This is a genomic window from Roseivirga sp. (assembly GCF_965216855.1).
Taxonomy (GTDB): domain Bacteria; phylum Bacteroidota; class Bacteroidia; order Cytophagales; family Cyclobacteriaceae; genus Roseivirga.
Map to the genome: position 1 here is coordinate 748,183 of NZ_OZ244204.1, position 25,559 is coordinate 773,741.

Genomic DNA, 25,559 nt, shown 5'->3' on the forward strand with positions numbered 1-25,559 from the left:
TTGAGGACATTATAAATTTAGTTTTATATTTAATGACTCATCCAAAATGATAACTATAAACGGGGCAATAGACACGCCTAATTGCAATGAAATTCAGGCTAAAATAAGGACTTGGATCAATACAAACAGCCTAAGTCCTAACTCTAATTATATTTGGAAAATCGGGGTTACCTGTGGAGACTCGTTAGCGCATGTGCAATGTCTTATCGTGAACGATCTGGAGTGTGTACATTGGAAATCCTGGACTATCGATTCCTTTCATCAAGCTGTAAAAACCATAGGGGAACTGCATAAAAGTCCAATTATTTTCAAGTCTGAATTTTGCAATTACAGAAGTTGCGGAACCTTCATTTTCATCTACAAAACCCGATTAGTTCAACAAGATCTTTTCCATCTGAGTAGAGGTTATTATAGGAAGTTATCTGTAGCTAGCTAAGCAAAAAACGCCATCATATTGAATACAATGGCGTTTAAAACTTCTAACTAACAAATCCCCATTCTTACTTGTTAACCGTCACAACATAAGTCCCATTATAACCGGCTCTTACGGGTCTGTTGATACCAGTAGTATGTTCGAATGTAAAAGTAAAACGAGTCTCCGTTAAAACAGTAAGATTCACCTCTAAGGTACCGTCTAGCAATACACTTCTAGCCTCTTGATCGGCCCATTCCCAAGTACCTGTAGATGGTAGTAAATCGGCTGCATTAGTGGTGTTATAGGTTCCGTTGGTAAAAGATACACTAAAACCCGGATAGTTGGCAGATACATCTATTCCGTCCAAAAGTATTTTCCCGGTCTGCCCAAATGTCCACTCACCTGATAATTTCTGAAAAGCTAAGTCTATTGCTTCAGGAGTTTGTGGTTCATCTGGTCCGCAACTTTGAAGCAACATTAGACTTATCAATAGGATTCCGAAAGATTTATATAAAACGCCTCTCATTATTCTAATTCATTAATGTTTGATGATAACTTTTTTCCTAATAACAGTTTGTCCATCGGTAACCAGCACTATGTAAAGTCCATTGGCATAATTTGAGATATCTACAGCAACCCGCTTTTCTATTACTTCCTGACGATTCCAAAGCCCCCGACCATCTGAGCTGATGATACTTAGATTTGGCCTTTCAATACCTAGATTGCTCAAATCTATGGTTAATTGTTCTGTGGCAGGATTAGGAAAGACTTCAACCTTTCTCTCCAAAATTGAAGGGTCTTCGATCTCTGTTACAATAGTTCCTTCTCCAGAAACATTGATCAATATCTTAGATTCTCTCTCGCCAGCTATCAAATAGGTAAAGGTTATGACCCCTTCATAAACTTGTGCTTCTGAAGGAGAAAAAGAAGCGATTACTTCCTTACTCTCTCCTGCCGGAACTATAACAGACCCCGGAGTAATTCTAAATGCTTGACTGGAACTCGTTACGATAATTTCGGTATTTCTGTCTCCCGTATTCGTCAAAGTCCATTTTTTAGAAGTTGTAAAACCAAGAGTTGTCAATTCAAAAGAACCATCAGAATCTGTGGTAATATTGGCCTCGGCCTCATTGGTTATTTCGATAGAGAAGATACTTTCAGTATAAGAACCTTCTAAATCAGTAGACCTGACCCTTATGCTATAGCCAGACTTGGTTTCAAAGTCGAATACTTCTGCCACCTTCAAAGCACCTTCTTCAATGGTAAAGCTTGCATTATCAGTATCGCCTGTACCAGCCACCAAAGTATAGGTATGCAAATCGTTGGCATCCTCATCAGTTGTTGTCAAAGTAGTGATGCTTGTTCCCACCGGACGATTCTCAATGATGCTGGTTTCACTACTTGTTCCAATAGCAGTAGGTACATCATTAGCATCTGCTATAGTAATGGTAAGTGACTTTTCGAAGGTCAGATTTCCAGCATCCGTAGTCAGTACTCGGATGGAATAAGCTGACTTCTCTTCGAAATTGAATACTGCATTGGCGACAAGCGCACCAGATTCAATTTTAAATCGGGCATTATCCGTATCACCAGTGCCGCTCACTAAAGTATAAGTATGAGCATCGCCTGTATTTGGATCTGTACTGCTGAAGTCCCCTATTTTCTGACCAGCAGTATTGTTCTCCTCAATTTGGGTTACATCCAAAATGATATCGGTTGGTGCTTCGTTTAAAACAGTTATGGTAAAGCTTTGCTCGGTAATACCTCCTCTTCCATCGTCAGCCTTTAACACCACCGAGTAATTACCTACAGCACCTACCTCTTTACTGGTTAATTTGTAGCTATATGAAGGTTCTATTTTTAATACTTTATGATTATCGTCATCAACCGCATAGATGATATCTGAGGCGTCTATTACTAAGTTATATGCTCCATTAAAATTGGCCAGGCCATCTGTAATATCCACGGCTTCTCCCTCAGGGAATACTCTTACAATATCATCTAATGACACATCGGTAAAGTACATATTCCCAAAACTGTCGAATGCTATCCCTGTAGGATATACTACTTCATAACCAGAAATTTCAAATGTGGAAACAACTCCATCAGGGGTTATTTTACGAATAGCACTCTTATCGTAAAAATCACCTACATATAAATTCCCTAATTCATCTATAGAAATTCCAGCGGGTCCTTCAAATCTAGCTATAGTTCCATCTCCATCTCTGCTACCTTGTCCACCAGAGCCTGCTAAAGTCGTCACATCTCTGTTAGGCGTAATTTTTCTGATTTTATAGTTGCCTTGATCAGTTACATATAGATTACCTGCCTTATCAAAGACTAAATCTGATATTGGACCAAAGCTTGCCGATTCACCATTGGCATCATCACTTCCATAGGCACCTGAACCTGCAAAAGTGGTTACGTCTCCATTTGGAGTGATCTTTCTTACTTTGTAATTGCCCTGATCAGCCACGTATAAATTACCAGCATCATCAATAGTGATTCCTGTAGGAGAGTTAAAACTTGCTCTTGTACCGTTACCTTCCCGATCTCCTTTGAAACCCGAACCTGCTACTGTAGTTACTACTCCTTGTGGCGAGATTTTTCTAATCAAATGATTACTCCTATCAGCAACATAGATATTACCATCTGCATCAACCGTTACACCTGTAGGTTTTGAAAAACTAGCGGAACCGCCATTTCCATCCACTTTTCCTGCTACACCAGTACCTGCCAAAGTGGTTACCGTATAAGATTTCGCCTCTCTTTCAAAAGTCAGCCAATCAGGAAGTGTTGGAGCCGTTAGAGTTACAGCTTCACCGTCTGCATCAGTTGTGGTGATTTCATAAGTATAGGATTCGGAACCATTGATCTCTGTTACAGGAGTACTGGTAAACACCGGAGCTGAGTTCACTACCTTAATGGTGAAAGATTGTTCATTTACACCACCTTTGCTATCATCCACCTTCAAGACTACATTATGATCACCAGTATTACCTAGTGTATTTCCTGAAATGCTGTATTTTCTAAAAGGTGCTGAGATTTTGCGGATTCTAGACAGTTCTAAAACGTAAATATTTCCAGAAGCATCTATCTTCAGTTCTGCAGGGTACTCAAAAGCAGCAGTAGACACATCTCCATCTAAATATTGGCTTCGACCAGAGCCCGCCAGGATAGATGTTTCTCCATTTGAAGTCACCTTTACCAATTTATAACCTGAACGGTCCGTTACATAAAGATTACCTGAGTCATCTATCTCTATCCCATTTGGATAAAAATCCAACGTGATAAAAGTACTTACCTGACCGTTTGAAATTTTCCTGATTGATTTATGTGTTTCTTCAATCAAATAAAGGTCTCCAGAATTATCTACTACAATATCCAATGGTCTTTCAAACATGGCTGTTGAAACATCTCCATCCAGGTAACCACTATTCGTAAACTCCCCGGAAACCGTGGTCACAATACCTTCCTTTCCATCAGAAGTGGGGACTATTTTACGGATTTTATGGTTCAGCTTATCTGTCACGTAGATTGTCCCTGTGGCATCAATAGCCATGCCCGAAGGCCCATCAAAATCGGCACCTGCACCTGTTCCATCCTGCTGACGTCCAAAGCCTGCTCCTGCATAAGTAGTTACATCACCATTGGGAGTAATCTTTCTTATTCTGTCGCCACCACTATCAGCCACATATATATTGCCTGAAGCATCTGTAACTAGTCCACGTGGACGGATAAAGCTAGCAGAAGTACCATTACCCTCATCTCGTCCAAAGTCACCTGAGCCAGCAAACACGGTTATATTACCTTCTGCATCTACTTTGTAAATTCTGTGATCATTGCTGGACACATAGAAGTTACCAGAAGCATCGAATGTCAGATCATTAATGTTCTCGGAACTGATTGGAGAATTATTAATTGTTGAAACAGTTCTTGTTACCTTATTTTCAAGAGTCAACCAATCTGGAAGAGTAGGTGCTGTAACAGTCAATTCATCACCATCAGCATCAGATGTAGAAATCTCATAGTTGTATACTTCACCTGCTCTAATCTCTGTAATCGGTGTACTAGAGAACTCAGGGTCAGTATTTTGTATGCTGATGGTAAAGCTTTGTTCATCAACTCCACCACGTCCGTCATCAGCTCTTAAGACAACAGAATGGTCTCCTGCATTACCAATTGTGTTACCAGTAATGCTATAATTGGTTACAGCCGGGGTTACTTTGCGGATATAGGAAGCATCCACAACAAATATGTTTCCGGAAGCATCTACCTTTAATTCTCTTGGAGCTGTGAAACTAGCAGACAATGCTTCTCCATCTCTACTTTCTCTTACTCCCGAACCCGCTACAGTTGATACTTCTCCATTTGGAGTGACTCTCGCCACTCTATAACCACCACTAATATGTGTTACATAAATATCTCCAGAAGCATCTATTTCGATAGCATCTGGACTGAATTCTAATTCTACAAATAAGCTTACCTGACCATTTGAAATTTTCCGTATCCAAGTTTTGCCATCCTCTATCAAATAGAGGTCACCATTGGCATCTACAGCAATATCTAGAGGATCGTCAAAACGCGCAGTTGAAACATCCCCATCTTCATACCCACTTCTCAAGAAATCACCCGAAACCGTAGTCACAATACCCAAAGAGCCATCAGAGGTTGGTACAATCTTGCGAATTTTATGATTAAGCTTATCTGCTACATAAAGGGTTCCAGAAGCATCGATATCCATGCCATAAGGCCCATCGAAATCAGCATCTGTACCTGTTCCATCTTGCTGACCTCCCATGCCACGACCTGCATAGGTGGTAACATCACCATTAGGTGTAATCTTCCTTATTCTGTCACCTCCGCCATCAGCCACAAAAAGATTACCGGAGGCATCGAATACTAACCCTCGCGGGGAGAAAAAGCTAGCTGCAGTTCCGTTACCGTCTTGTCTTCCAAAAAAGTCTCCAGATCCCGCAAACACACTTACATCTCCTTCGCTACTTACCTTATATATTCTGTGGTCAGCACTAGATACATAGAAATTGCCCAGCGCATCGAAGGCAATGTCATTTATATTGGTATCACCTATGGGTGAAGTGTTAATCGTTGAAACAATTCTTGAAGTAACGCCTTTAAGTGTCAACCACTCTGGCAATGTTGGTGCAGTGACCGTAACCACATCGCCATCCACATCGGTCGTGGTAATCTCATAGTTGTATTCCTCACCCGCTCTAATCTCTGTAACTGGTGTACTGGTAAATTCAGGGGCGGTATTCTGTACACTGATGGTAAAGCTTTGTTCATCAAATCCACCTCTACCATCTTCAGCTCTTAAGACTACAGAATGATCTCCTGTATTTCCGGTGGTGTTACCCGTTAAACTGTAGTTGTCTATCGGTGGAGTGATTTTGCGCACTTTGTGCTCAAGCTCTTCAGTCACGTAAAGAACTCCTGAGGCATCGATTGCTATACCAAGCGGAAGACTAATGCCTGCAGAAAGACCATCACCATCTTCACTGAAAGAGGAACCACTGCCTGCAATTGTAGTTACATCTCCATTCGGATTAATCTTACGGATTTTATGAAACAGGTAATCAGCAACATACAAATTACCAGAAGCATCTACGGCTATCCCTGTCGGATTGGTAAAACTAGCGGATGTTCCATTACCATCTACACTTCCTCCTTGTCCTGAACCAGCGATTGTAGTGACATCTCCATTTGAAGTGATTTTACGAACTAAATGACTCCCTGCGTCAACTACATATAAATTTCCTGAAGCATCTACGGCTATTCCGTTTGGAGAATAGAAAGTGGCTGAAGTACCATTTCCATCGGCACTCCCTTGACTCCCTGAACCAGCTACTGTGGTCACATCACCATTAGGCGCAATCTTGCGGATATTGTGATTGTTTCCATCAGTTACATAAATATTGCCGGAGGCATCCACTGCAATTCCATTCAGGCTACCGAATGTAGCCGATGTACCATTGCCATCAGTATTCCCTCCTGTACCGGAACCTGCAATAGTAGTTACATCAGCATTAGGGGCGATCTTCCTGACCCTTCTACCATCAGCCACATACAGGTTGCCTGATGCATCCGCTGCAATCCCACTTATTAAACCAAAACTTGCAGAAGTTCCATTACCATCTACACTCGAATTGGCACCGCTTCCAGCCACTCTGGATACTTCTCCATTTGGTGTAATCTTTCTAACCATCCGGTTATACTGATCAGCCACATAAATATTACCAGAAGCATCAACGGTCACTCCATATGGTCTATTAAAACTAGCTGAGGTACCATTACCATCAGCACTCCCTTGACTCCCTGAACCAGCAAAAGTCGAAACTGTATGAATACCTGAATTGGCCGCATTAAGGGTAAGCCATGATGGCAAAGTCGGTGCTGTAACCGTAACCACATCGCCATCCACATCGGTCGTGGTAATCTCATAGTTGTATTCCTCACCCGCTCTAATCTCTGTGACTGGACTGCTGGTAAATTCCGGAGCTGTATTCTGTACAGTTATGGTAAAGCTTTGTTCATCAAATCCACCTCTACCATCTTCAGCTCTTAAGACTACAGAATGATCTCCTGTATTTCCGGTGGTGTTACCCGTTAAACTGTAGTTGTCTATCGGTGGAGTGATTTTGCGCACTTTGTGCTCAAGCTCTTCAGTCACGTAAAGAACTCCTGAGGCATCGATTGCTATACCAAGCGGAAGACTAATGCCTGCAGAAAGACCATCACCATCTTCACTGAAAGAGGAACCACTGCCTGCAATTGTAGTTACATCTCCATTCGGATTAATCTTACGAATTTTATGAAACAGGTAATCTGCAACATACAAATTACCAGAAGCATCCACGGCTATCCCTGTCGGATTGGTAAAACTAGCGGATGTTCCATTACCATCTACACTTCCTCCTTGTCCTGAACCAGCGATTGTAGTGACATCTCCATTTGAAGTGATTTTACGAACTAAATGACTCCCTGCGTCAACTACATATAAATTTCCTGAAGCATCTACGGCTATTCCGTTTGGAGAATAGAAAGTGGCTGAAGTACCATTTCCATCGGCACTCCCTTGACTCCCTGAACCAGCTACTGTGGTCACATCACCATTAGGCGCAATCTTGCGGATATTGTGATTGTTTCCATCGGTTACATAAATATTGCCGGAGGCATCCACTGCAATTCCATTCAGGCTACCGAATGTAGCCGATGTACCATTGCCATCAGTATTCCCTCCTGTACCGGAACCTGCAATAGTAGTTACATCAGCATTAGGGGCGATCTTCCTGACCCTTCTACCGTCAGCCACATACAGGTTGCCTGATGCATCCGCTGCAATCCCACTTATTAAACCAAAACTCGCAGAAGTCCCATTACCATCTACACTCGAATTGGCACCGCTTCCAGCCACTCTGGATACTTCTCCATTTGGTGTAATCTTTCTAACCATCCGGTTATACTGATCAGCCACATAAATATTACCAGAAGCATCAACGGTCACTCCATATGGTCTATTAAAACTAGCTGAGGTACCATTACCATCAGCACTCCCTTGACTCCCTGAACCAGCAAAAGTCGAAACTGTATGAATACCTGAATTGGCCGCATTAAGGGTAAGCCATGATGGCAAAGTCGGTGCTGTAACGGTCACTACATCGCCATCCACATCGGTCGTGGTAATCTCATAGTTGTATTCCTCACCTGCTCTAATCTCTGTGACTGGACTGCTGGTAAATTCAGGAACAGTATTATCATTATCTAAAACGGTATAGGTATATATTGTATTCGCACCAAGTGATGCATTGGAGGGGTTGGATAAAGTAACCACTACCGTTTCGTCTATCTCTAGTAGAGCATCATCTACAATACTCGCAATGGTTATGTTCTTGCTTGTTTCCGAAGCACCAAAAGTAAGCGTTCCATCGGCCAGCGTATAATCCGTACCATTACCCGTGGCAGTTCCCGAAACTGTGAAATCTACATTGACATCTTTACCGCTTGGAGCGCTAAGGCTCACTTCAATATTGGCACTGGCAGTACTTTCAGATCCGCTACTACTGGTATTTGTAAAGGATACGGTTGGTGCCGGATCATTGTCACTTATGGTGTAGGTGTGCGTGGTATTGACTCCAAGTATAGCATTGGTTGGATTAGAAAGGGTGATGACTACGGTTTCATCTTCTTCATCCAAAGCATCATCGACAATATTGGAAATAGTCAGGTTCTTATTGGTTTCCGATGCATTGAAAGTGAGCGTTCCGTTGGCTAGAGTATAATCTGTACCACTCCCTGATGCTGTTCCTGCGATGGTATAGTCTACTGTAATTACAGACTGGCTTGCTCCTGAAAGTGACACCTGAATATCTGCACTGGCCGTGGCTTCATCTCCAGCACTTGAGGAAGCGGCAAAACTTACACTAAGAAAATCATCGTTGGTTATTGTCACTGTGGCTACATCGCTCACATCTACCGCCAGATTTGTGCTGAGGTTAGACATAGCAAGCGTCAGTATTTCATTAGATTCAATATCAGCATCGGATGTTGGAGTAATTGTAAATGTCTGTGTTTCACTTGCCGTTCCAGAAAAAGTTAAGGTTGTGCCCGACAATGCTGTATAATCTCCATCGGCCGTTGTGGCTGTACCATCAGCAGAGCTAACATCTACCGTAAACCCTCCAGCTACCGCATTATCTAAAGTCGCGGTTACTGTGATTGGCCCATCATCTTCGTTGCCACTTATATCAGCTATGGTCACAGCTGCGGCATCATTGTTAGTGATGGTATAAGTATGAACAGTATTAGTACCGAGGCTTGAGTTGGTTGGGTTCGACAAAGTAACAATTACGGTCTCATTTGCCTCAAGTATTGCATCGTCTACAATACTGGCAATTGTAATGTTTTTACTGGTTTCGGACGCTGTAAAAGTCAGCGTTCCATCAGCTAAAGTAAAATCAGTTCCACTTCCTGTAGCAGTACCGGAAACAGTGTAATCAACAGTTATAGTCTTTGAACTTGCTGAACTTAGATTCACTTGAAGGTCGGCACTAGAAACCGACTCAGCGGCACTGCTACTCGTACTAGCAAATGCAATAGTTGGATCTGACGTACTGAAAGTCTGAACAGAGCCTTCAGTCGTACCCTGACTATTCGTAGCATAAGCAATATAGGAATAGTTGGTGCCTGCCAGTAGACCTGTTACACTGCTGTTATAAACACCCGTGGTTCCCGTAACAGTCACTTTGAAAATGGTACTCCCATTAACCTCTGCCAAAGTCGGAGTAGCATCATCTGATGTTTTGGCATAGACAAACCCCCTTTCCGTTACCGCATCGTTACCATCTGAAGTAACATCTCCATTCAACGTGGCCGTTGTAGTCGTTAAGCTTGTCGCTGTACTGGTAGTAATAGAAGGCGCTGCCGATGCAGAATTGACCAAAACTGAGGCTTGAATCGCTGTACTACTTTCTGCTCCTTGATTATCTACTGCTTTCACAGTAAACGCGTTTAAAGTACCTGTTTGACCTGCCGGAGGTGTCCATATAGCAGTAAAATCGGCATTAATCAGGAAATTAAAGATTGGATCATAAGGGGCTCCAATGATTGTTAAAGTTCCTGAGCTCACTGATTGGACGGCAAACTGCTCAACAAAGCCGTCAGCATCAGCTTCATCACCTACCGCGGCTAAATCGGCAAATGTAATCTCTACACCTGTATCTTGAGTCGTGGTCTCTACTGGACCAGAAAATGATGTGAAAGTTGGAACTGAATTAGGTTGAGTAACAGCTCCAAGTAAGAAGACATCAAATGTACCGTAAAAATCAACATCAGAAATAATTCTTACTTCATCTACATCACCAAAGATAGCGTCCGAAAACTCAGAAACAGCATGTTCTTTTCTATCACCCAAAGCACTTGTGGTAGTTATTGAGCCTGTTGAAGCACCATTTTTAAAGCCTTCCACAGTAAAAGTGACTGTCATTGCAAACGAAAACTCCCAGGATTCGAAACCATTAAAATCAAACTCAGAGCCATCGTTAGATTTAATTGAAACCCCTCGCCAGGCTGTCAGCGAAGGGTCCGTGGTTATCGAGATTCCTTCCTCTATTACAGCCCCAAAGCCTATGCTGTTTGCGTTATAAAACAAATCCTCGCCAGTTGCGGCTCCCGAAGCATCGATCGAGAAAATATCAATCTGTACACCAGTGATATCCGTGGAACCTCCTTCACCATCATTGGCCACAGGTCCTAAATTGGTATTATCGGTTGTACTGAAATTGATAGTCTCAGGATTACTAATCTGTGCAAGAGCAATATGAGACAGGGTAAATAGGAAGCTAAGGCTGATAAAAAAGCAAGCTTTTTTCATTAGAGACTGATTAAGTTTGATCTGAGGTTATTGCGGTTAAACATTATTATTCACCACCTTAAAAATCAGAAAAGCCTCTATGTCACCCATCACCCGAAACGGGTGGTATTAAATATTGAGTTATTTAAATGCAATTATTTACTTTTTAAATTGAAAAGTCATCAATCAATGCAGCCAATTCCTTCTTAGTTGAGGTGCCTGTCTTATTATATATACCTCGCATGTGAGACTTAACGGTATTGATTGAGATAAACAGTTGATCGGCAATCTCATTATTGGAGAGTCGCTTTAGCATGAGTACCAGTATCTCAGACTCCCTATCAGTCAATCCAAACTTGAGCTTTGCCGTTTCTCCTTTTATCGCTATCTCCGGTCTTGCATGCATTAAGGTTAACTCAACCGCTACCAAGATATCTTGAGCAGAAAAAGGCTTAACCACATAATTCCCAGGTTTTACAGAGGTGGCCTTTTGTATTGTGTTTCTATCAGAATAAGAGGTAAGAAAAAAATATGGCAGCTGCTTCCTTGAACATAGTTTACCTAACTCAATTCCTTCAAAGCCTCCTGATAAATTGATATCCAAAATGGCCAATGAAAACTTCCCTGTCTGTATCAACTTCTCAGCTTCTTTCGGTTTTCTGCATCGTTGAGAGTCAACGTAACCTAACTCATACAGCATTTTTTGAAGCATTTCGGCAACAATCACCTCATCTTCAACGATCAAAATTTTAATTGCCCCCACTAGCCTCTAAGAAAAACAAAATCACTGATTTTAAGAAAGAAAAAACCATAAAGGAAAATGTAACCTGTATTGAAAATGAGCACCTATTTGAATAAGTCTTTTTTTACAGTAACATTGAGACCCGTGAGATCTTCTATATTGTATATCTCCAGCCTCCTGTTTGGTCTGACTCTCCTCTTTTCTGGATTTGAAATGAGCGCACAGGGTTTTATTCCACCCTCCGATGTAATCAATGAATTCAAAAGTGAATTAGAAAGCAGCAGACCGAGCCAAGATACGGTTCAGGTATATATTCACTTTATTAAAAGGTTGATCAAAAGAGGAAATTATAGCAAAGCTGATTCTATTCTGGAGAGGTCAATACAGGACTTCATTACTCTTGGGGATTCTGCTTTACTAGCTGACTTATATGAGCATCGTGCTTTTATGTACAAAGTTCAGCGAAGGTTTCCCAAGTCGCTTGAAGATTACCTTTGGCTTAAAGACTATTATCAACAAGCGGAAAATCAGGATGCTCTGGCTAATACCTACAGTCTTCTGGCAGAATACTATAGAGCACTTAGTGATTATGAGCTCATGTACAGACATTTATTATTAGCCCATGATATCATAAAAGAAAATAATGTTAGTAAAAGTACTCAGGCCTATTGGAATAGCCGAATGGCCTCATGGTTTACAGAGTATGGTGGTTACCCGGATAGTGTCGATTTCTATGCGAAAAGAAGTCTTGCGTTGGCTATTGAATCCGGAGAACTTTACACCCAGGCCCTTGCCCTAAATGAACTGGGTTTTAATGACCTTCACCTCAGGAAAGAGGACTCACTTTATCTTACCAACTTAAAGAAGTCCATGGACATCATGTACCAACTTGAGCGGTATCGCGATTATGTAGACGTTGCCAACAATTTTGCAAGGGCCATTACCAGGTCTGAAAGAGAGTTAGCACTTCAATTATTAGAAACAATTATTAGCCTCGAAGAAGAAAACAACTGGTACTCACCTTTAATCACTAGTTTAAGTCTTATAAGAGATCAGTACGACTATCTAGGCATGAATGAAGAATTTACCCAAAGTCTGTTCAGAATATATCAGGCCAGAATTGATGAAATCGTAAGCTTAAATGAGATTAAGGTTAATGATCTGGCACTCACTTACACTAACCAGCTCACTGAACAAGAACTTGAAATTCAAGAACAAAAAACCCAATTAGCGGAAGCCAAGGCTAAAAACAACCAGCGTGCCTTTGAGGTCGCTGCATTAGTCGCTATTTCGCTTAGCATTATCACATTAATAATTTATCGGTTTAACAGAAAAATAAGCAAGAAAAACAGGCAACTGAACCTGCAGAGAGATCAAATTCAACAAAGTAACCTGGAACTGGAAGACTCATTATCACATCAAAAACTTCTTTATCAAGAGTTGAACCACAGAGTGAAGAATAATTTATCTGTACTGACGGGACTCATTTACATGCAAGAAATAGCAGAAGAAAGAGATGATTTTAAGCAAACCCTTGGAACGCTACGTAGCCGGATTAAATCCATGGCATTAGCCCATGAAAATTTGTACAACATAGAATCTCATAGCAAAATAGACTTTCAATTATACCTAGAAGAACTATTCAATGAGCTTCAAAATGCCTTAGTAGATGCACAGAAAATCAAAACTACAATCCAATGTCAGGATTTTGAGTTTGGTTTACAACAAGCCATTCCAGTGGCGATGATTATCAATGAGTTATTTACCAATTCTATCAAACATGGATTTAAAGGAACGCATACTGGTCACATAGTAATAAAAGGCTATTTCGAAAATGACATCTCGACAATTGAGTATAGTGATAATGGCTGTGGCATCCCTAATACAGGCACTGAAAGCACTAACTTGGGTCTTAAACTTGTGTCTCTTCTATTAGAGCAATTAGATGCTACCTTGAAAGACCTTTCTCCTAAAACCGGTGTTCACTTCAAAATACAAATACCTTACTCCAATTCAATTAACAATGTCTAAAGACTAAGGACCAGCTTCCCGAATTGGCTTCCTGATTTCATCTCATCGAAAGCTGAAATAGCCTCATCAAATGACCGCACAGAATCTATAATAGGACGTACCTCATGCATTCGAACAAAATCAACCATTTTTACGAATTCAGTATCATTACCCATGGTACTTCCCTGCAATGTAATCTGGTTCCAAAACATGCGATGCAGGTCAAGCTGAGATGGAATACCGGTAGTTGCTCCATAAAAGACAATTCGTCCTGCCGGTCTCATGAGCTTAATGAACGTATTGATCTGGTCTCCTCCTGCACTATCTATTACCAGGTCAAACCCACCTGCCTTTTTTGCTTCATTGGTCCAGTCTTCCTCTTTATAGTTAAAACCACCTTGTGCCCCCAAGCGAATACACTCTGTAATTTTCTCCTGACTGCCAGAAGTAACCCAAACCTGAGCCCCTGTATATTTGGCAAACAAGAAAGCAAACTGAGCTACACCTCCACCAACACCGGATATAAGTACATGCTGGTCTTTAACACATTGCCCGTGATGAAAAACAGCTCTGAATGCTGTCAATCCACCTAAGGGGAGGGCCGCTGCCTCTTCAAAGTTCAGGTGAACAGGTTTTTCAACCAAACGATCTGCATTCACCAAAACATATTCAGCCAGCGTACCATCTGTGGGCATTCCAAGAATATTGTATTGTGCAGATTGTACATTGGAGTTTGTTCCCCAATCTCTGTTAGGGTTAATGATCACTTCCTTTCCCAGCCATATTGAATCGACACCTTCACCCAGTGCTGAAACCACTCCGGCTCCATCAGAACCCAATGTTGTACCCATCTGAATATTGGGATACTTACCTTCTCTGATCCACTGATCGCGGTGATTCAATGCCGCTGCCTTCACTTGAACAACTACCTGACCAGACTTGGCTTGTGGTACGGGTTTGTCTATAAACTGTAGTGGTTCTGATATTTGATGATCAGAAATTGTCAAAGATTTCATAAATAATTCAGTACTTTTTAGTTTAAAAAAACAAGTAATGAAAAGCTTTACAATTAACACAACACAAGAACTACTAGATCATTTTAAAAGCCTGAGAAATTCTACTTCATTCAGGTTTAGAGGACACTCGGTTGAAAACTGGGACCTAGTGCCTAAAGCCGGTCGTGATCCGTTTAAAAAAAGAAGTGACCAAGAAATTTTTAGAAACTGGAAGAGAAGAGCAGATGGGTTGATTGAAAACAGATACTCTTCAGACATGGATTTAATGACAATTGCCCAACATTATGGATTAGCTACAAGACTCCTTGACTGGTCTCTGAACCCACTAATTGCTACTTATTTTGCTTGTTGTGACAAATTTGAATCAAACGGTCAATTATTTATCTATAAATCTTCCGTAACAAGTAGCGATCAAATTAAAAACCCATTTAAAACTGAAAGAGAGACTATAATAATGATTCAACCCGTTGGAACTAACTCAAGACTCAACAACCAAATGGGGTATTTCACATTGCACAACCCTCCGAATTTTGGTCTAAACAGTGAATTGGTTTATGACATTATTATCCCCTATCAATTGAAACGAGAAATGATATTTATGCTAAATCAATTTGGGATCAATAACCTATCAATCTTTCCTGACATAGAGGGATTAACTCAACATCTTAATTGGTTCTATACTAACTATGAGTATTGGACCAATAATGATTTTATTTAAAATGGGGGATCTTCAGTAGTATTTGGCAAATCAGGCACATCTCCTTTATTCGCCTTACTCTGGAAAGTCATGGTACCTCCTCCAGACTCGAAGTTGCTGGAAGCCCCGGAAGGGAAAGTATTACCATAGGTGGCAGTACCTCCGAAGTTCACATCTAAATCACAGAACTTGGTGAACTGACCAATAAACTTCAATTGAACATTCTCCAAAGAACCATTTCTATGCTTGGCAATAATTACCTCTCCGGTACCTTGTGTTGGCATACCGTTTTCGTCTTCGGTAATACCATAATATTCAGGTCTGTAGAGGAACATTACCATATCGGCATCCTGCTCAATTGAACCGGATTCCCTGAGGTCGGAAAGCTGGGGACGCTTATCTCCGCCTCGGGTTTCCACGGCACGGCTCAACTGCGAAAGCGCAATTACCGGAACATTAAGTTCCTTCGCCAAATTCTTCAAAGCACGGGATATAGACGCGATTTCCTGTTCACGGTTACCGGATCCTCCCCCGCTCTTTGAAGAGTCACCAGACATCAATTGGAGGTAATCAATTACGACCAACTGAATGTCATGTTGTTGTTTCAACCTTCGGCATTTCGCTCTTAATTCAAGGATTGAAAGTCCTGGGGTATCATCTATAAAAATGGGGGCTTTGGTCAAGTTTGCAGTCTTGTGCACTAACTGAGCCCATTCATGCTCAGCCAGCGTACCTTTCTTAATTTTCTCACTACCCAATTCAGCTTCAGCAGAGATCAATCTGTTCACTAACTGAACGGAAGACATCTCCAAAGAGAAAATAGCACAGCCATGTCCATGGTCTACTGCAGCATTTCTTAAAGCTGAAACCACAAAGGCTGTTTTACCCATACCCGGTCTGGCGGCAATAATTACAAGGTCTGACTTCTGCCAACCAGAAGTTACTCTATCCAGCGCAGTGAAACCAGAGGCAATCCCTGTTAAACCATCCTGATGATCCTTTCTGGCCTGAATCTCTTCCAGAGCAGTAGCCATGATATTCTTCATGCTGTCGTACTCCTTACGGATATTGGCTTCAGACACTTCGAAAAGTGACTGCTCCATTCTATCCAGGAGATGAAAGACATCAGTAGTATCTTCATAGGCATCTTTCTGAATCTCAGATGAAATCCTGATCAGCTCCCTTTTGATAGACTGCTCAACAATGATTCTTGCATGGTACTCAATGTTGGCTGCAGAAGAAACTCTATTGGTAAGTTGGGTAATGTAGTAAGGGCCACCAACCATTTCCAGTTTTCCTGTTTTTCGCAGCTGACTGGTTACGGTAAGGATATCGATAGGCTCCGAAGCCTGAAACAGGTCATAAATGGCCTGATAGATTTCCTTGTGGCTGTCTTTGTAGAAAGAATTAGGACTCAGGATATCAATCACGTTGGTTAAGGCATCCTTCTCCAACATCAAAGCACCCAATACGGCCTCTTCCAAGTCTACTGCCTGAGGCGGTAACTTACCCAATTGGGCTCCTTCCGCTGTCAGGTTTTTAGACTTATAACCGAGTCGAAGTGCTGCTGATCGTCCCTTTTCCATAAGTACAAAACTATCCCTATCTCACCGAAAAATTCAAGCACATGGGCACCTTTATTTTTCAACCATTAAACACACAACTATTAGACACTTGAAAACAAGTTTTTTGCAGTTGTCCACACCATTATCCACTTTGTCACAGAACTGGTCGTTAACATTTGAACGCCATCGGTTTTCCTTTATTTTTGAACCATTCTTCAGAACTAGCTTCATGATCAAAAATCAGAAAATTCACTTCATTGCTATTGGAGGAAGTGTCATGCACAACCTGGCCATTTGCCTAAAACTACTTGATAATCAGGTAACTGGATCAGACGACATGTTCTTCGATCCCTCCCGGTCCAACCTATCAAAACACGGGCTACTTCCTGAGAAAGAAGGGTGGAATGCCGATAGAATCCATGCAGAACTAGACTTCGTCATCCTGGGTATGCATGCTAAAAAAGACAACCCTGAATTACTAAAGGCCAGAGACTTAGGGCTCAAGATTTACTCTTTTCCGGAGTTTATCCACGAAGTTTCCAAAGAGAAAAAACGGATTGTTGTGGCAGGCTCTCATGGTAAGACTTCCATTACCTCTATGATCCTTCATGTCCTCAATCAGGCCGGCCATTCCTTCGACTATTTAGTGGGTGCCCAACTCGATGGATTCGAAACTATGGTAAAGATATCTGACGCACCTGTTATGGTAATAGAAGGCGATGAATATACTACCAGTCCACTAGACCTTACTCCAAAATTCCTGCATTACAATCACCACTTTGCCTGTATTACAGGGATAGCCTGGGATCATTTTAACGTCTTCCCCACCCTGGATATTTATGAAGAACAGTTCTTGAAATTCATCAATCAAACTCCGCCTGATGGCAAACTCTATTATGCTGAATCTGATCAGGCCTTATGTCGGATTATAGAGAATGCTCAACCTGAAAAGTCATCACTCATCCCTTATGGGCCTTTAGACTCAGTTATAAAGAATAATCAGACCTTTGTACTCTGGGAAGGTCAAGAAATACCGCTAAAGGTATTTGGAGATCATAATCTGCAAAACCTTAATGTAGCCAGACTATTGTTGAACCACGCTGGTATCAGCAATAATGAATTTTTCGAGCATATTCAGTCTTTCACTGGTGCCTCCAAGAGACTTGAATTGATGGGCGAAAACGAGCATTCAACCATTTACAAAGACTTTGCGCATGCTCCTTCCAAGCTCAAAGCCACTTCTGAAGCTGTGACCAAACAGTTTAAAGACAGGAAACTCACTGCCTGTCTGGAACTACACACATTTAGCAGTCTGAACAAGCAGTTTATTCATCAGTATAAAGGTTGCTATAATCTACCCGATCAGGCTTTGGTTTTTATCAACCCTGAAGCGGTGAAGGCCAAGAAACTGGAAATGATAAGTCAGGAAGAACTTATAGAAGCCTTTGGCAGAACAGACCTTCAGCTTTTCACAGAAGTAGAAGCACTGGAAAATTTTCTACTGAACCAGACATGGATTAATCGCAACTTACTTTTGATGAGCTCGGGAAATTTCGGAGGTTTGGACATAGAAAAAATCAAGAACACAATCCTCAACTAATGCAACTCAACCTCAAGAACCCACTGGTATTTTTCGACCTTGAAACTACAGGAATTAATATTTCACAAGATCGAATTGTGGAACTGGCCTTCCTGAAAGTAATGCCCAATGGGGAAACAGAAAAGAAGGTGGAATTGGTCAATCCAACCATTCCAATTCCTGAAGAATCATCTATGATTCATGGCATTAGAGATGAAGACGTGGCCGACAAGCCTACCTTTAAGGAACTAGCTAAGAACCTTGCCAAATGGCTGGAGGGTTGCGATTTAGGAGGATTCAACATTGTAAGATTCGATGTCCCCCTGCTGGTAGAAGAGTTCCTAAGAGCAGGAGTAGATTTCGAAGTAAGTCAGCGCAAGTTAATTGATGCTCAAAAAGTATTTTTTCTAATGGAGCAACGAACCCTTACCGCAGCCTACAAATTCTATTGTGGCAAAGAACTGGAAGGAGCTCATGGTGCTGAAGCGGATAACGATGCCACCTATGAGGTCTTCAAAGCTCAGATTGAGCGGTACAGTGGCCAGGCAGTAACTGACGCCTCAGGAAGAGACCTGGGAGTTATCGAAAACGATATGTCAGCCATTCACCACCTGGTGGCCAGCAATATGGTCGACCTGGCAGGAAGAATGGTCTTCAATGACAAGGGGGAAGAAGTTTTCAACTTTGGCAAGCATAAGGGACGTCCTGTTGCTGATGTGCTCAAAAGAGAACCAGGCTACTATGACTGGATGATGCAGGGAGACTTTCCATTGGACACTAAACGCAAGTTGACCAAGATTAAGTTGAGAGGTTTTCAGATGTAATTAATCATTGCTATCGATTTAGTCCCTTGTAGTTAAATGATTGACGATCACTTAAAGCTTATTTTTGTAGAGAACCCTAAAACAGGTACTTATTCAATTAGAAAGGCTCTTTTAGGTGAAAACATTCATAATCCGTTGGATCCAAGAGTTGCTACTTTCAATCATGAGGTGCCGGAAAAAATAAGAAACAAACACCCTGAAAAATGGAGAGACTATCTCTCATTTGTTGTCATCAGAAACACTTGGGACAGAGCATATTCCTTTTTTAATTTTTACCGGAACATTGCCCAATCCGAGAGTTACAAGTCGTTAAGTTTTGATGAATGGGTGGCAGCAGACTGTCCTCCGCCCAGAGAAGATCACCTGAGGGGACCAATGCACAGAGAAGGCAGATTTGACGATGTGCTTTGTCAGCAAAGATATGCGCATGATGTAAATCAAGTAATTGTACTACATAGTTTTGATGTTGAAAAAAGGAACTTAGAGCTTCAGTTAGGGGTAGGTCGTATACTGAGTCGTTTAAATCGACAGGCAGCACAAATACCAGTTGATAGTGGTCACCATAGAAACCCCGACTGTACCATGGTCTGGAAAAAAGAAACCGTGAATAAATTAAAGAACAAATACGCAGAAGAGATAGAAAGATTCGGGTTTGAAAAGCCTGTAGATTAGAACAAGAATTTATTCTTAATACAAGTAAGTGACCCCCAGTATATCTTTCGTCTCATTTCAATATGCTTTCACAAATATTACTCATTCTCCTCGGTTTTGGGCTGCTAATTAAAGGAGCAGACTGGATGATTTCAGGGGCTTCGGCTTTAGCGAAAAAGTATGGTGTCTCAGACCTGGCTATTGGCCTGACCATTGTTGCCTTCGGAACCTCTGCTCCTGAGCTGATCGTTAATTCAGTGGCCTCTTATCAAGGTCATCCGGAGATTGTCTTCGGAAATGTTATTGGTAGCAATAACTTCAACCTTTTCATTATCCTCGGCATCGTTGGTTTAATTTCACCCATTGTCGTTCAGTCCAGCACCGTGTGGAAAGAAATTCCCCTCTCCTTCGTGGCAGCAGTCCTTATGTTCGCCCTCGCCAACATTACTTTATTAACACCCAATGAGGTAATCAGTCGAGTAGACTCGTTGATTCTAATCAGCCTTTTCGCTGGCTTTCTTTACTATGTTTTCAAACAAATGAAATCAGAAAAGCCGGCTTCAGTAGAAATCACAACTTCATCAGAAAAGAAAATTGGCTTGTTGATTATTGCCGGACTTGCCGGATTAATGATTGGTGGCAAACTGGTAGTGGATCAGTCGGTTGAATTGGCTCAGGCACTGGGTGTAAGTGAGCGTATCATTGGCCTGACTATTGTAGCCGCTGGCACTTCTTTGCCAGAACTGGTTACATCAGTAGTGGCTGCCACAAAAAAGAATAGCGACATAGCCATTGGTAACGTAATAGGTTCAAACATTTTTAACCTGCTCTTCATCCTTTCAATTAGTGGACTTGTTCAACCCATCCCCTACGAAACCACCTTTAATCGGGAAGTATATATTCTGTTGGGTGGAACACTATTCCTTTTCATCGCTATGTTTACCGGGCAGAAAAAGAAGCTAGACCGTTGGGAAGCAGCCTTAATGCTTACAGCTTATGTGGGCTATAATGTTTGGTTGATTAGATAAACGGAGTTCTTAATTCTTAAGAACTGTATCAGTCTCAATGAAGCCCTGGCTAAAAGTAAGCCGGTTGGAACTCTTTAAGATTAGAAAACCTTAGACTTACTGGGTCTTAAAACTCAAAAACTTACAATAAATGGTTTTGTATAACTCACCCGCATAATAGTTAATCATACAATTTACATCCTGCACTTTTTTAAATATTACCTCACTTAAAATAGTCCCTTAATCATAATGAATCGAACATTCAGAATTTTAAAGAAATCGTTTTTATGGACTTTCGCTTTCTTTCTTTTACTCACCATTACCGGTTATATCTACCTCTACGTTCTCCCCAAAGGACCTGAAGTCACCGAGCCAGCTCAATTGAGTATTGGAAAGGACTCTTTTGTCATGTATGCCTATCAGGAGAGTAAACGAAAATCAATTAAAGTGTGGACCTACCGGCCTGCCAATTGGAAAGACCAAGATAAAATCGTGTTTGTGATGCACGGTGGAGGCCGCAATGCGGATGATTATCTCGATGCCTGGGTTGAGTTAGCCAATAACAATAACTTACTTATAGTAGCACCAGAGTTCGAAAACAAGTTTTCAAAATACACAACCAACGACTACCAAGAAGGAAACTTATTTACCTTTTTCGGAACTGAAAACCCAAAAAGCGAATGGGCCTATTCAGTTATTGAAAACATATTCGACCACATTAAATCGGTTAATAATATCACAAATGAGCAGTACGATATGTTTGGTCATTCAGCCGGTGGACAATTTGTACATAGAATGGTAATGTTGATGCCTGAATCACGGATTGAAACAGCCATAGCGGCAAATGCTGGTTTTTACAGTTTTCCAGACGAGACGCTCCAATTCCCATATGGTATCAAGAACACGAACGTCAGGCTCAACCCTGACATAAAAAAAGCTTACAATAAAAGACTGATCGTTCTATTGGGTGAGTTGGATAATGATCCGAGTTTAGGAACTTTTAGAACAACCGAGCCGGCCATGGAACAAGGAAAACACAGGCTCGAACGTGGATCTAACTTCTTCCTTGCAAATCAGAGCTTGAGCGAGCAGAACGACTGGTCATTCAACTGGACAATCGATACCGTAAAAAATGTTGGTCATGATTATCGAAAGATGTCTGAAAGTTCAATCAAGTGGATCAATCAATAAAACCATTGAGTTAACATCCACTTTGGAGCCCAATATTCTCTCCTCCTATCTCATAGTACTATTCTCATAATACTCCATGGCCTCTGGCAGTTTGGCGTTGAGCCTTTCAATGCGAGTATCGTGTGAAGGGTGAGTAGATAAAAACTCAGGAGGAGCACCTCCCCCATTGGCGGACATACGCTCCCAGAACTTGGGGGCTTCAGAAGGATTATAACCGGCAATAGCCATAAAGATTAAACCCAGTTCATCGGCTTCTGATTCATGCTTCCTTGAAAAAGCCAGCATTCCCAATTGAGAGCCCATACCTACAGCCTGAAAGACCAGTCGCTGAGCCATAGTAGGATCCTGTCCTAAGGCCACGGCTCCCAATGAAAGTCCTACCTGTTGTGCATATGCAGTATTCATTCTTTCCTGTCCGTGCTTAGCCACTGCATGGGCCACTTCATGCCCCATCACCACTGCCACACCTAATTCATCCTGACAGATAGGAAGTATACCGGTATAGAAGGCTACTTTTCCTCCCGGCATGGCCCAGGCGTTCACCGTAGTATCATTGTCAATCAGGTTAAATTCCCAGTCGAATCCCTCAAGAAGTTCGCTTTGGCCATTATCGCTCAGGTATTTCTCAATTGCATTTTTGATGCGGTTACCTACCTTACGTACCATAGCTGTTTGCTCAGCATCATTCGATATCTTCACCGAATCTATCACCTGCTTATAGGCATCGGCACTCATGCTTATCACTTGTTGATCACCAATGAGACCTGTCAATTGAGATCTTCCGGTAATAGGTACGGTAGTACACGCCCAGATAGTGGCTACTGAAATAATAATCAAAGCAGATAGGCGAACGATTTGAGATGCTTTCATTGTTTGTATCTTTAGATAGTCAAAATTGAACAAATGATATCGGTTGTCAAATGACAAGTGTATTTTAAATTTGTTATCAATTTAGCGAACAACAAAGTTCCGATACTAAAACTACTTTATGAAAATAATTGCCATTGGCAGAAACTACGCTGCTCATATAGCAGAGCTCAATAATGAGAAACCTGCTCAGCCAGTTGTCTTTATGAAGCCCGATACGGCCTTATTACGAAAGAATGCTCCATTCTATTATCCGGAGTTCTCCAAAGACATTCATTTCGAGGTGGAAATCCTGCTCAAGATCAATCGGGAAGGCAAGTACATCGACCAAAAATTTGCGCACAAGTATTACGATGAAATTGGAATTGGCATAGATTTTACTGCAAGAGACCTGCAAAGCCAATGTAAAGAAAAGGGCCTGCCCTGGGAAATTGCCAAAGGATTTAATGGTTCAGCCCCGGTCTCTGAATTTATATCAAAAGAAAACTTCAACCTGGCTGACCTAAACTTCTCTCTTCGTCAAAATGGAGAGTTGAAGCAAAATGGAAATACGAGTTTGATGCTTTTCCCGTTCGATGAAATAGTAGCCTATGTCTCTCAGTACTTTACTTTGAAGAAAGGCGATATTATATTCACAGGTACTCCATCCGGAGTTGGTCCGATAGCGATTGGTGATAAATTAGAGGCGTACATTGAAGAAGAGAAACTATTGGAAGTTGAAATTAAGTAAGAAAACCTATTTACTCCTTTTACTATTTCTGGGCGTGGCCCCGCTACATGCCCAATATGAGGGTATTGATAAGGACTATTTTGAATTCCCACTCCAACCTGAGAAAGACAGCTACCTCAGCGGAAATATGGGAGAACTCAGGTCCAGTCATTTCCATGCCGGACTTGACATTAAAACTGAAGGCAAACAGGGCCTGGAAGTCCTGTCAGCAGCTGAAGGATATGTGAGCCGAATCAGAGTAGGAACAGGTGGATATGGCAATTGCATCTATATTCAACACCCCAACGGTACATCCACAGTCTATGCCCACCTGAGGAACTTCAATGATGTCCTGGCTCAGTATACACTCGAAGAGCAATACAAACGCAAATCTTTCTCCGTCAACCTCTTCCCCAAAAGAGGTGAGCTTATCGTAAAGAAGGGCGAAATCATTGGTTATTCCGGCAACTCCGGATCGTCTACTGGTCCTCATTTGCACTTCGAAATCAGAACCCCTGATCAAAAAGTATTAGACCCATTGAGAATTGGTTTTAATCAGGTGAAGGATAACATCCCTCCTGCTCTTGAGAGAATTGCCGTTAAGACCATGGACATCAATGCCAGAGTTAATGACCAGTTCGGTCGGTTTGAGTTTGGTCTTAATCACAATAATGGTGAAACCTTAGATACAGATACCATTCTGGTCAATGGCAAAGTTGGACTAGAGCTGTATGCTTATGACCAACTCAATGGTGCATCTAACAGAAACGGAGTACCTATCATTGATATGTTTGTGAATGATCAGCTTTACTTCAGCCAGAATATCGATAGCATCGATTTCTCCCTGCAGAAGAACATACTAATTCACACCAACTATCAGGCAGCACGAGAGACAAGAAGAAGGTTTAACAAACTCTACATTGATGATGGCAATCCTTTGAACTTCTATGTAGAACGTCAGAATAAAGGCTTTCTGAACATCAAGCCTGGAGAAATCAAGCATATCCGGATTGAGGCAGAAGATGCCTATGGTAATCACAGTACCACTCAGTTCGTATTAAAAGGCACCGACCTGATCAACTGTATTTCAGATAAAATCAATGCCCAAAACGAAGAATACACGCTGGACAACACCTTGATGTTATTCAGAAAAAGGGATTCCCTAAACAATAAAATCACGGTTTACAATAAGCAGGGCTCAGTGGTACATGAACCAGCCTATTACAATGATGAACATAATGTTTACCTCATCGACCTTAGAAAAACCCTACCCCTGGAGGCCGTATTCGAAGATGGTAGCAAGCATGAAATGCACTATTCGGACCGAGTGCCTGCGGCCAGTGAACATTCATTTCTTGCAGAGACTTATTCCCTTAAGTTTTCAAAAAACACCCTATTCGACACGATTTACTTTAGAGCAAGACATTATGTAGATGAAGAAACCAAACATGATGTCTTCGAGATCAGTGATGACATCTACCCATTAAAAGGTGGAATCATTGCTCAGCTTGAATTATTGGGTGAATATGATTCCCTGGAGCAATACCAGCTCTACTCTGTTGAAAACCCACGTTACCCCTCTTTTGCAGGCGGAAATATAGAAGACGGTAAACTAAACTTCACCATTTACGGCTTTGGCAAGTACACTTTGTTGAAAGACCTGGAACCTCCGGTGGTGAAAAAAAGAAGTATACAAAACGACATTATTAGTGTCATCATTAGTGATGAACTTTCAGGTATTAATAACTTTGAAGCTAGGTTGAACGGTGAGTGGCTTTTAATGAATTACGAGCCTAAACTCAACCTTCTGTGGTCTGAGCAATTAGACAAAAACAAACCACTCACTGGAGAGTTTGAATTGAAAGTAACCGACAATGCCGGTAATGAATCAATTCTAAAACTAAACATTGAATAATT

15 protein-coding genes are annotated in these 25,559 nt (G+C 41.5%); 9 read left to right on the plus strand and 6 right to left on the minus strand.

Annotation, left to right across the window (positions count from 1 at the left end; translation table 11 throughout):
- Positions 1 to 500: 500 nt before the first annotated feature.
- The 3 genes from ACOOEY_RS03305 to ACOOEY_RS03315 form a co-directional block, all read right to left on the minus strand.
- The gene (locus ACOOEY_RS03305; protein ID WP_420387251.1) at positions 501 to 893 is read right to left on the minus strand and encodes a hypothetical protein; all 393 of its coding nucleotides are present in this window, start codon (positions 891 to 893) and stop codon (positions 501 to 503) included.
- A 60-nt stretch (positions 894 to 953) separates the two neighbouring features.
- A complete protein-coding gene (locus ACOOEY_RS03310; RefSeq protein WP_420387252.1) occupies positions 954 to 10,805 on the minus strand; it encodes a Calx-beta domain-containing protein in 9,852 nt (3,283 codons plus the stop codon).
- 145 nt (positions 10,806 to 10,950) lie between these two features.
- Positions 10,951 to 11,529 (minus strand): DNA-binding response regulator, encoded by a 579-nt coding sequence (locus ACOOEY_RS03315; protein WP_420387253.1) that lies wholly within the window; start codon positions 11,527 to 11,529, stop codon positions 10,951 to 10,953.
- 141 nt (positions 11,530 to 11,670) lie between these two features.
- Here ACOOEY_RS03315 and ACOOEY_RS03320 point away from each other — a divergent pair, with 141 nt between their 5' ends.
- A complete protein-coding gene (locus tag ACOOEY_RS03320; protein ID WP_420387254.1) occupies positions 11,671 to 13,557 on the plus strand; it encodes a sensor histidine kinase in 1,887 nt (628 codons plus the stop codon).
- On the opposite strand, the gene ACOOEY_RS03325 is transcribed toward ACOOEY_RS03320, so the two are convergent.
- On the minus strand, positions 13,554 to 14,552 hold the full coding sequence (locus ACOOEY_RS03325) for a zinc-binding dehydrogenase (RefSeq protein ID WP_420387255.1): 999 nt from the start codon (positions 14,550 to 14,552) through the stop codon (positions 13,554 to 13,556). The genes ACOOEY_RS03320 and ACOOEY_RS03325 overlap by 4 nt on opposite strands.
- 37 nt (positions 14,553 to 14,589) lie before the next feature.
- On the opposite strand from ACOOEY_RS03325, the gene ACOOEY_RS03330 reads away from it, so the two are divergent.
- Positions 14,590 to 15,270 carry an FRG domain-containing protein gene (locus ACOOEY_RS03330; RefSeq protein ID WP_420387256.1) on the plus strand — a complete coding sequence of 227 codons (681 nt, stop codon included), beginning with the start codon at positions 14,590 to 14,592 and terminating at the stop codon, positions 15,268 to 15,270.
- On the opposite strand, the gene dnaB is transcribed toward ACOOEY_RS03330, so the two are convergent.
- Positions 15,267 to 16,835 carry a replicative DNA helicase gene (gene dnaB / locus ACOOEY_RS03335; RefSeq protein ID WP_420387257.1) on the minus strand — a complete coding sequence of 523 codons (1,569 nt, stop codon included), beginning with the start codon at positions 16,833 to 16,835 and terminating at the stop codon, positions 15,267 to 15,269. The genes ACOOEY_RS03330 and dnaB overlap by 4 nt on opposite strands.
- A gap of 208 nt (positions 16,836 to 17,043) precedes the next feature.
- Here dnaB and ACOOEY_RS03340 point away from each other — a divergent pair, with 208 nt between their 5' ends.
- The 5 genes from ACOOEY_RS03340 (at position 17,044) to ACOOEY_RS03360 (ending at position 22,066) form a co-directional block, all read left to right on the plus strand.
- Positions 17,044 to 18,414, plus strand: coding sequence for a UDP-N-acetylmuramate--L-alanine ligase (locus ACOOEY_RS03340; RefSeq protein ID WP_420387258.1), 1,371 nt, complete (start codon positions 17,044 to 17,046; stop codon positions 18,412 to 18,414).
- Positions 18,414 to 19,217 (plus strand): exonuclease domain-containing protein, encoded by an 804-nt coding sequence (locus tag ACOOEY_RS03345; protein WP_420387259.1) that lies wholly within the window; start codon positions 18,414 to 18,416, stop codon positions 19,215 to 19,217. The genes ACOOEY_RS03340 and ACOOEY_RS03345 overlap by 1 nt, the downstream gene beginning before the upstream one ends.
- 36 nt (positions 19,218 to 19,253) lie before the next feature.
- The gene (locus ACOOEY_RS03350; protein WP_420387260.1) at positions 19,254 to 19,889 is read left to right on the plus strand and encodes a hypothetical protein; all 636 of its coding nucleotides are present in this window, start codon (positions 19,254 to 19,256) and stop codon (positions 19,887 to 19,889) included.
- Between the two features lie 62 nt (positions 19,890 to 19,951).
- Positions 19,952 to 20,896, plus strand: coding sequence for a calcium/sodium antiporter (locus tag ACOOEY_RS03355; RefSeq protein ID WP_420387261.1), 945 nt, complete (start codon positions 19,952 to 19,954; stop codon positions 20,894 to 20,896).
- Between the two features lie 228 nt (positions 20,897 to 21,124).
- Positions 21,125 to 22,066 carry a hypothetical protein gene (locus ACOOEY_RS03360; RefSeq protein WP_420387262.1) on the plus strand — a complete coding sequence of 314 codons (942 nt, stop codon included), beginning with the start codon at positions 21,125 to 21,127 and terminating at the stop codon, positions 22,064 to 22,066.
- A gap of 45 nt (positions 22,067 to 22,111) precedes the next feature.
- Here the strand turns inward: ACOOEY_RS03360 and ACOOEY_RS03365 are convergent, their stop codons facing one another.
- Positions 22,112 to 22,936, minus strand: a complete 825-nt coding sequence (locus tag ACOOEY_RS03365) for a M48 family metallopeptidase (protein ID WP_420387263.1) — start codon at positions 22,934 to 22,936, stop codon at positions 22,112 to 22,114.
- Between the two features lie 118 nt (positions 22,937 to 23,054).
- Between ACOOEY_RS03365 and ACOOEY_RS03370 the strand changes: the two genes are divergently transcribed.
- Both ACOOEY_RS03370 and ACOOEY_RS03375 read left to right on the plus strand, forming a co-directional pair.
- Positions 23,055 to 23,663, plus strand: a complete 609-nt coding sequence (locus tag ACOOEY_RS03370) for a fumarylacetoacetate hydrolase family protein (RefSeq protein ID WP_420387264.1) — start codon at positions 23,055 to 23,057, stop codon at positions 23,661 to 23,663.
- Positions 23,650 to 25,557 (plus strand): M23 family metallopeptidase, encoded by a 1,908-nt coding sequence (locus ACOOEY_RS03375; protein ID WP_420387265.1) that lies wholly within the window; start codon positions 23,650 to 23,652, stop codon positions 25,555 to 25,557. The genes ACOOEY_RS03370 and ACOOEY_RS03375 overlap by 14 nt, the downstream gene beginning before the upstream one ends.
- Positions 25,558 to 25,559: the final 2 nt, after the last annotated feature.

Excerpts from the sequence above, each read along its gene's own strand:
- ACOOEY_RS03305 (WP_420387251.1), bottom strand. The coding sequence starts at position 893 with ATGTTGCTTCAAAGTTGCGGACCAGATGAACCACAAACTCCTGAAGCA.
- ACOOEY_RS03310 (WP_420387252.1), bottom strand. The coding sequence starts at position 10,805 with ATGAAAAAAGCTTGCTTTTTTATCAGCCTTAGCTTCCTATTTACCCTG.
- ACOOEY_RS03325 (WP_420387255.1), bottom strand. The coding sequence starts at position 14,552 with ATGAAATCTTTGACAATTTCTGATCATCAAATATCAGAACCACTACAG.
- ACOOEY_RS03330 (WP_420387256.1), top strand. The coding sequence starts at position 14,590 with ATGAAAAGCTTTACAATTAACACAACACAAGAACTACTAGATCATTTT.
- dnaB (WP_420387257.1), bottom strand. The coding sequence starts at position 16,835 with ATGGAAAAGGGACGATCAGCAGCACTTCGACTCGGTTATAAGTCTAAA.
- ACOOEY_RS03340 (WP_420387258.1), top strand. The coding sequence starts at position 17,044 with ATGATCAAAAATCAGAAAATTCACTTCATTGCTATTGGAGGAAGTGTC.
- ACOOEY_RS03345 (WP_420387259.1), top strand. The coding sequence starts at position 18,414 with ATGCAACTCAACCTCAAGAACCCACTGGTATTTTTCGACCTTGAAACT.
- ACOOEY_RS03350 (WP_420387260.1), top strand. The coding sequence starts at position 19,254 with ATGATTGACGATCACTTAAAGCTTATTTTTGTAGAGAACCCTAAAACA.
- ACOOEY_RS03355 (WP_420387261.1), top strand. The coding sequence starts at position 19,952 with ATGCTTTCACAAATATTACTCATTCTCCTCGGTTTTGGGCTGCTAATT.
- ACOOEY_RS03360 (WP_420387262.1), top strand. The coding sequence starts at position 21,125 with ATGAATCGAACATTCAGAATTTTAAAGAAATCGTTTTTATGGACTTTC.
- ACOOEY_RS03365 (WP_420387263.1), bottom strand. The coding sequence starts at position 22,936 with ATGAAAGCATCTCAAATCGTTCGCCTATCTGCTTTGATTATTATTTCA.
- ACOOEY_RS03370 (WP_420387264.1), top strand. The coding sequence starts at position 23,055 with ATGAAAATAATTGCCATTGGCAGAAACTACGCTGCTCATATAGCAGAG.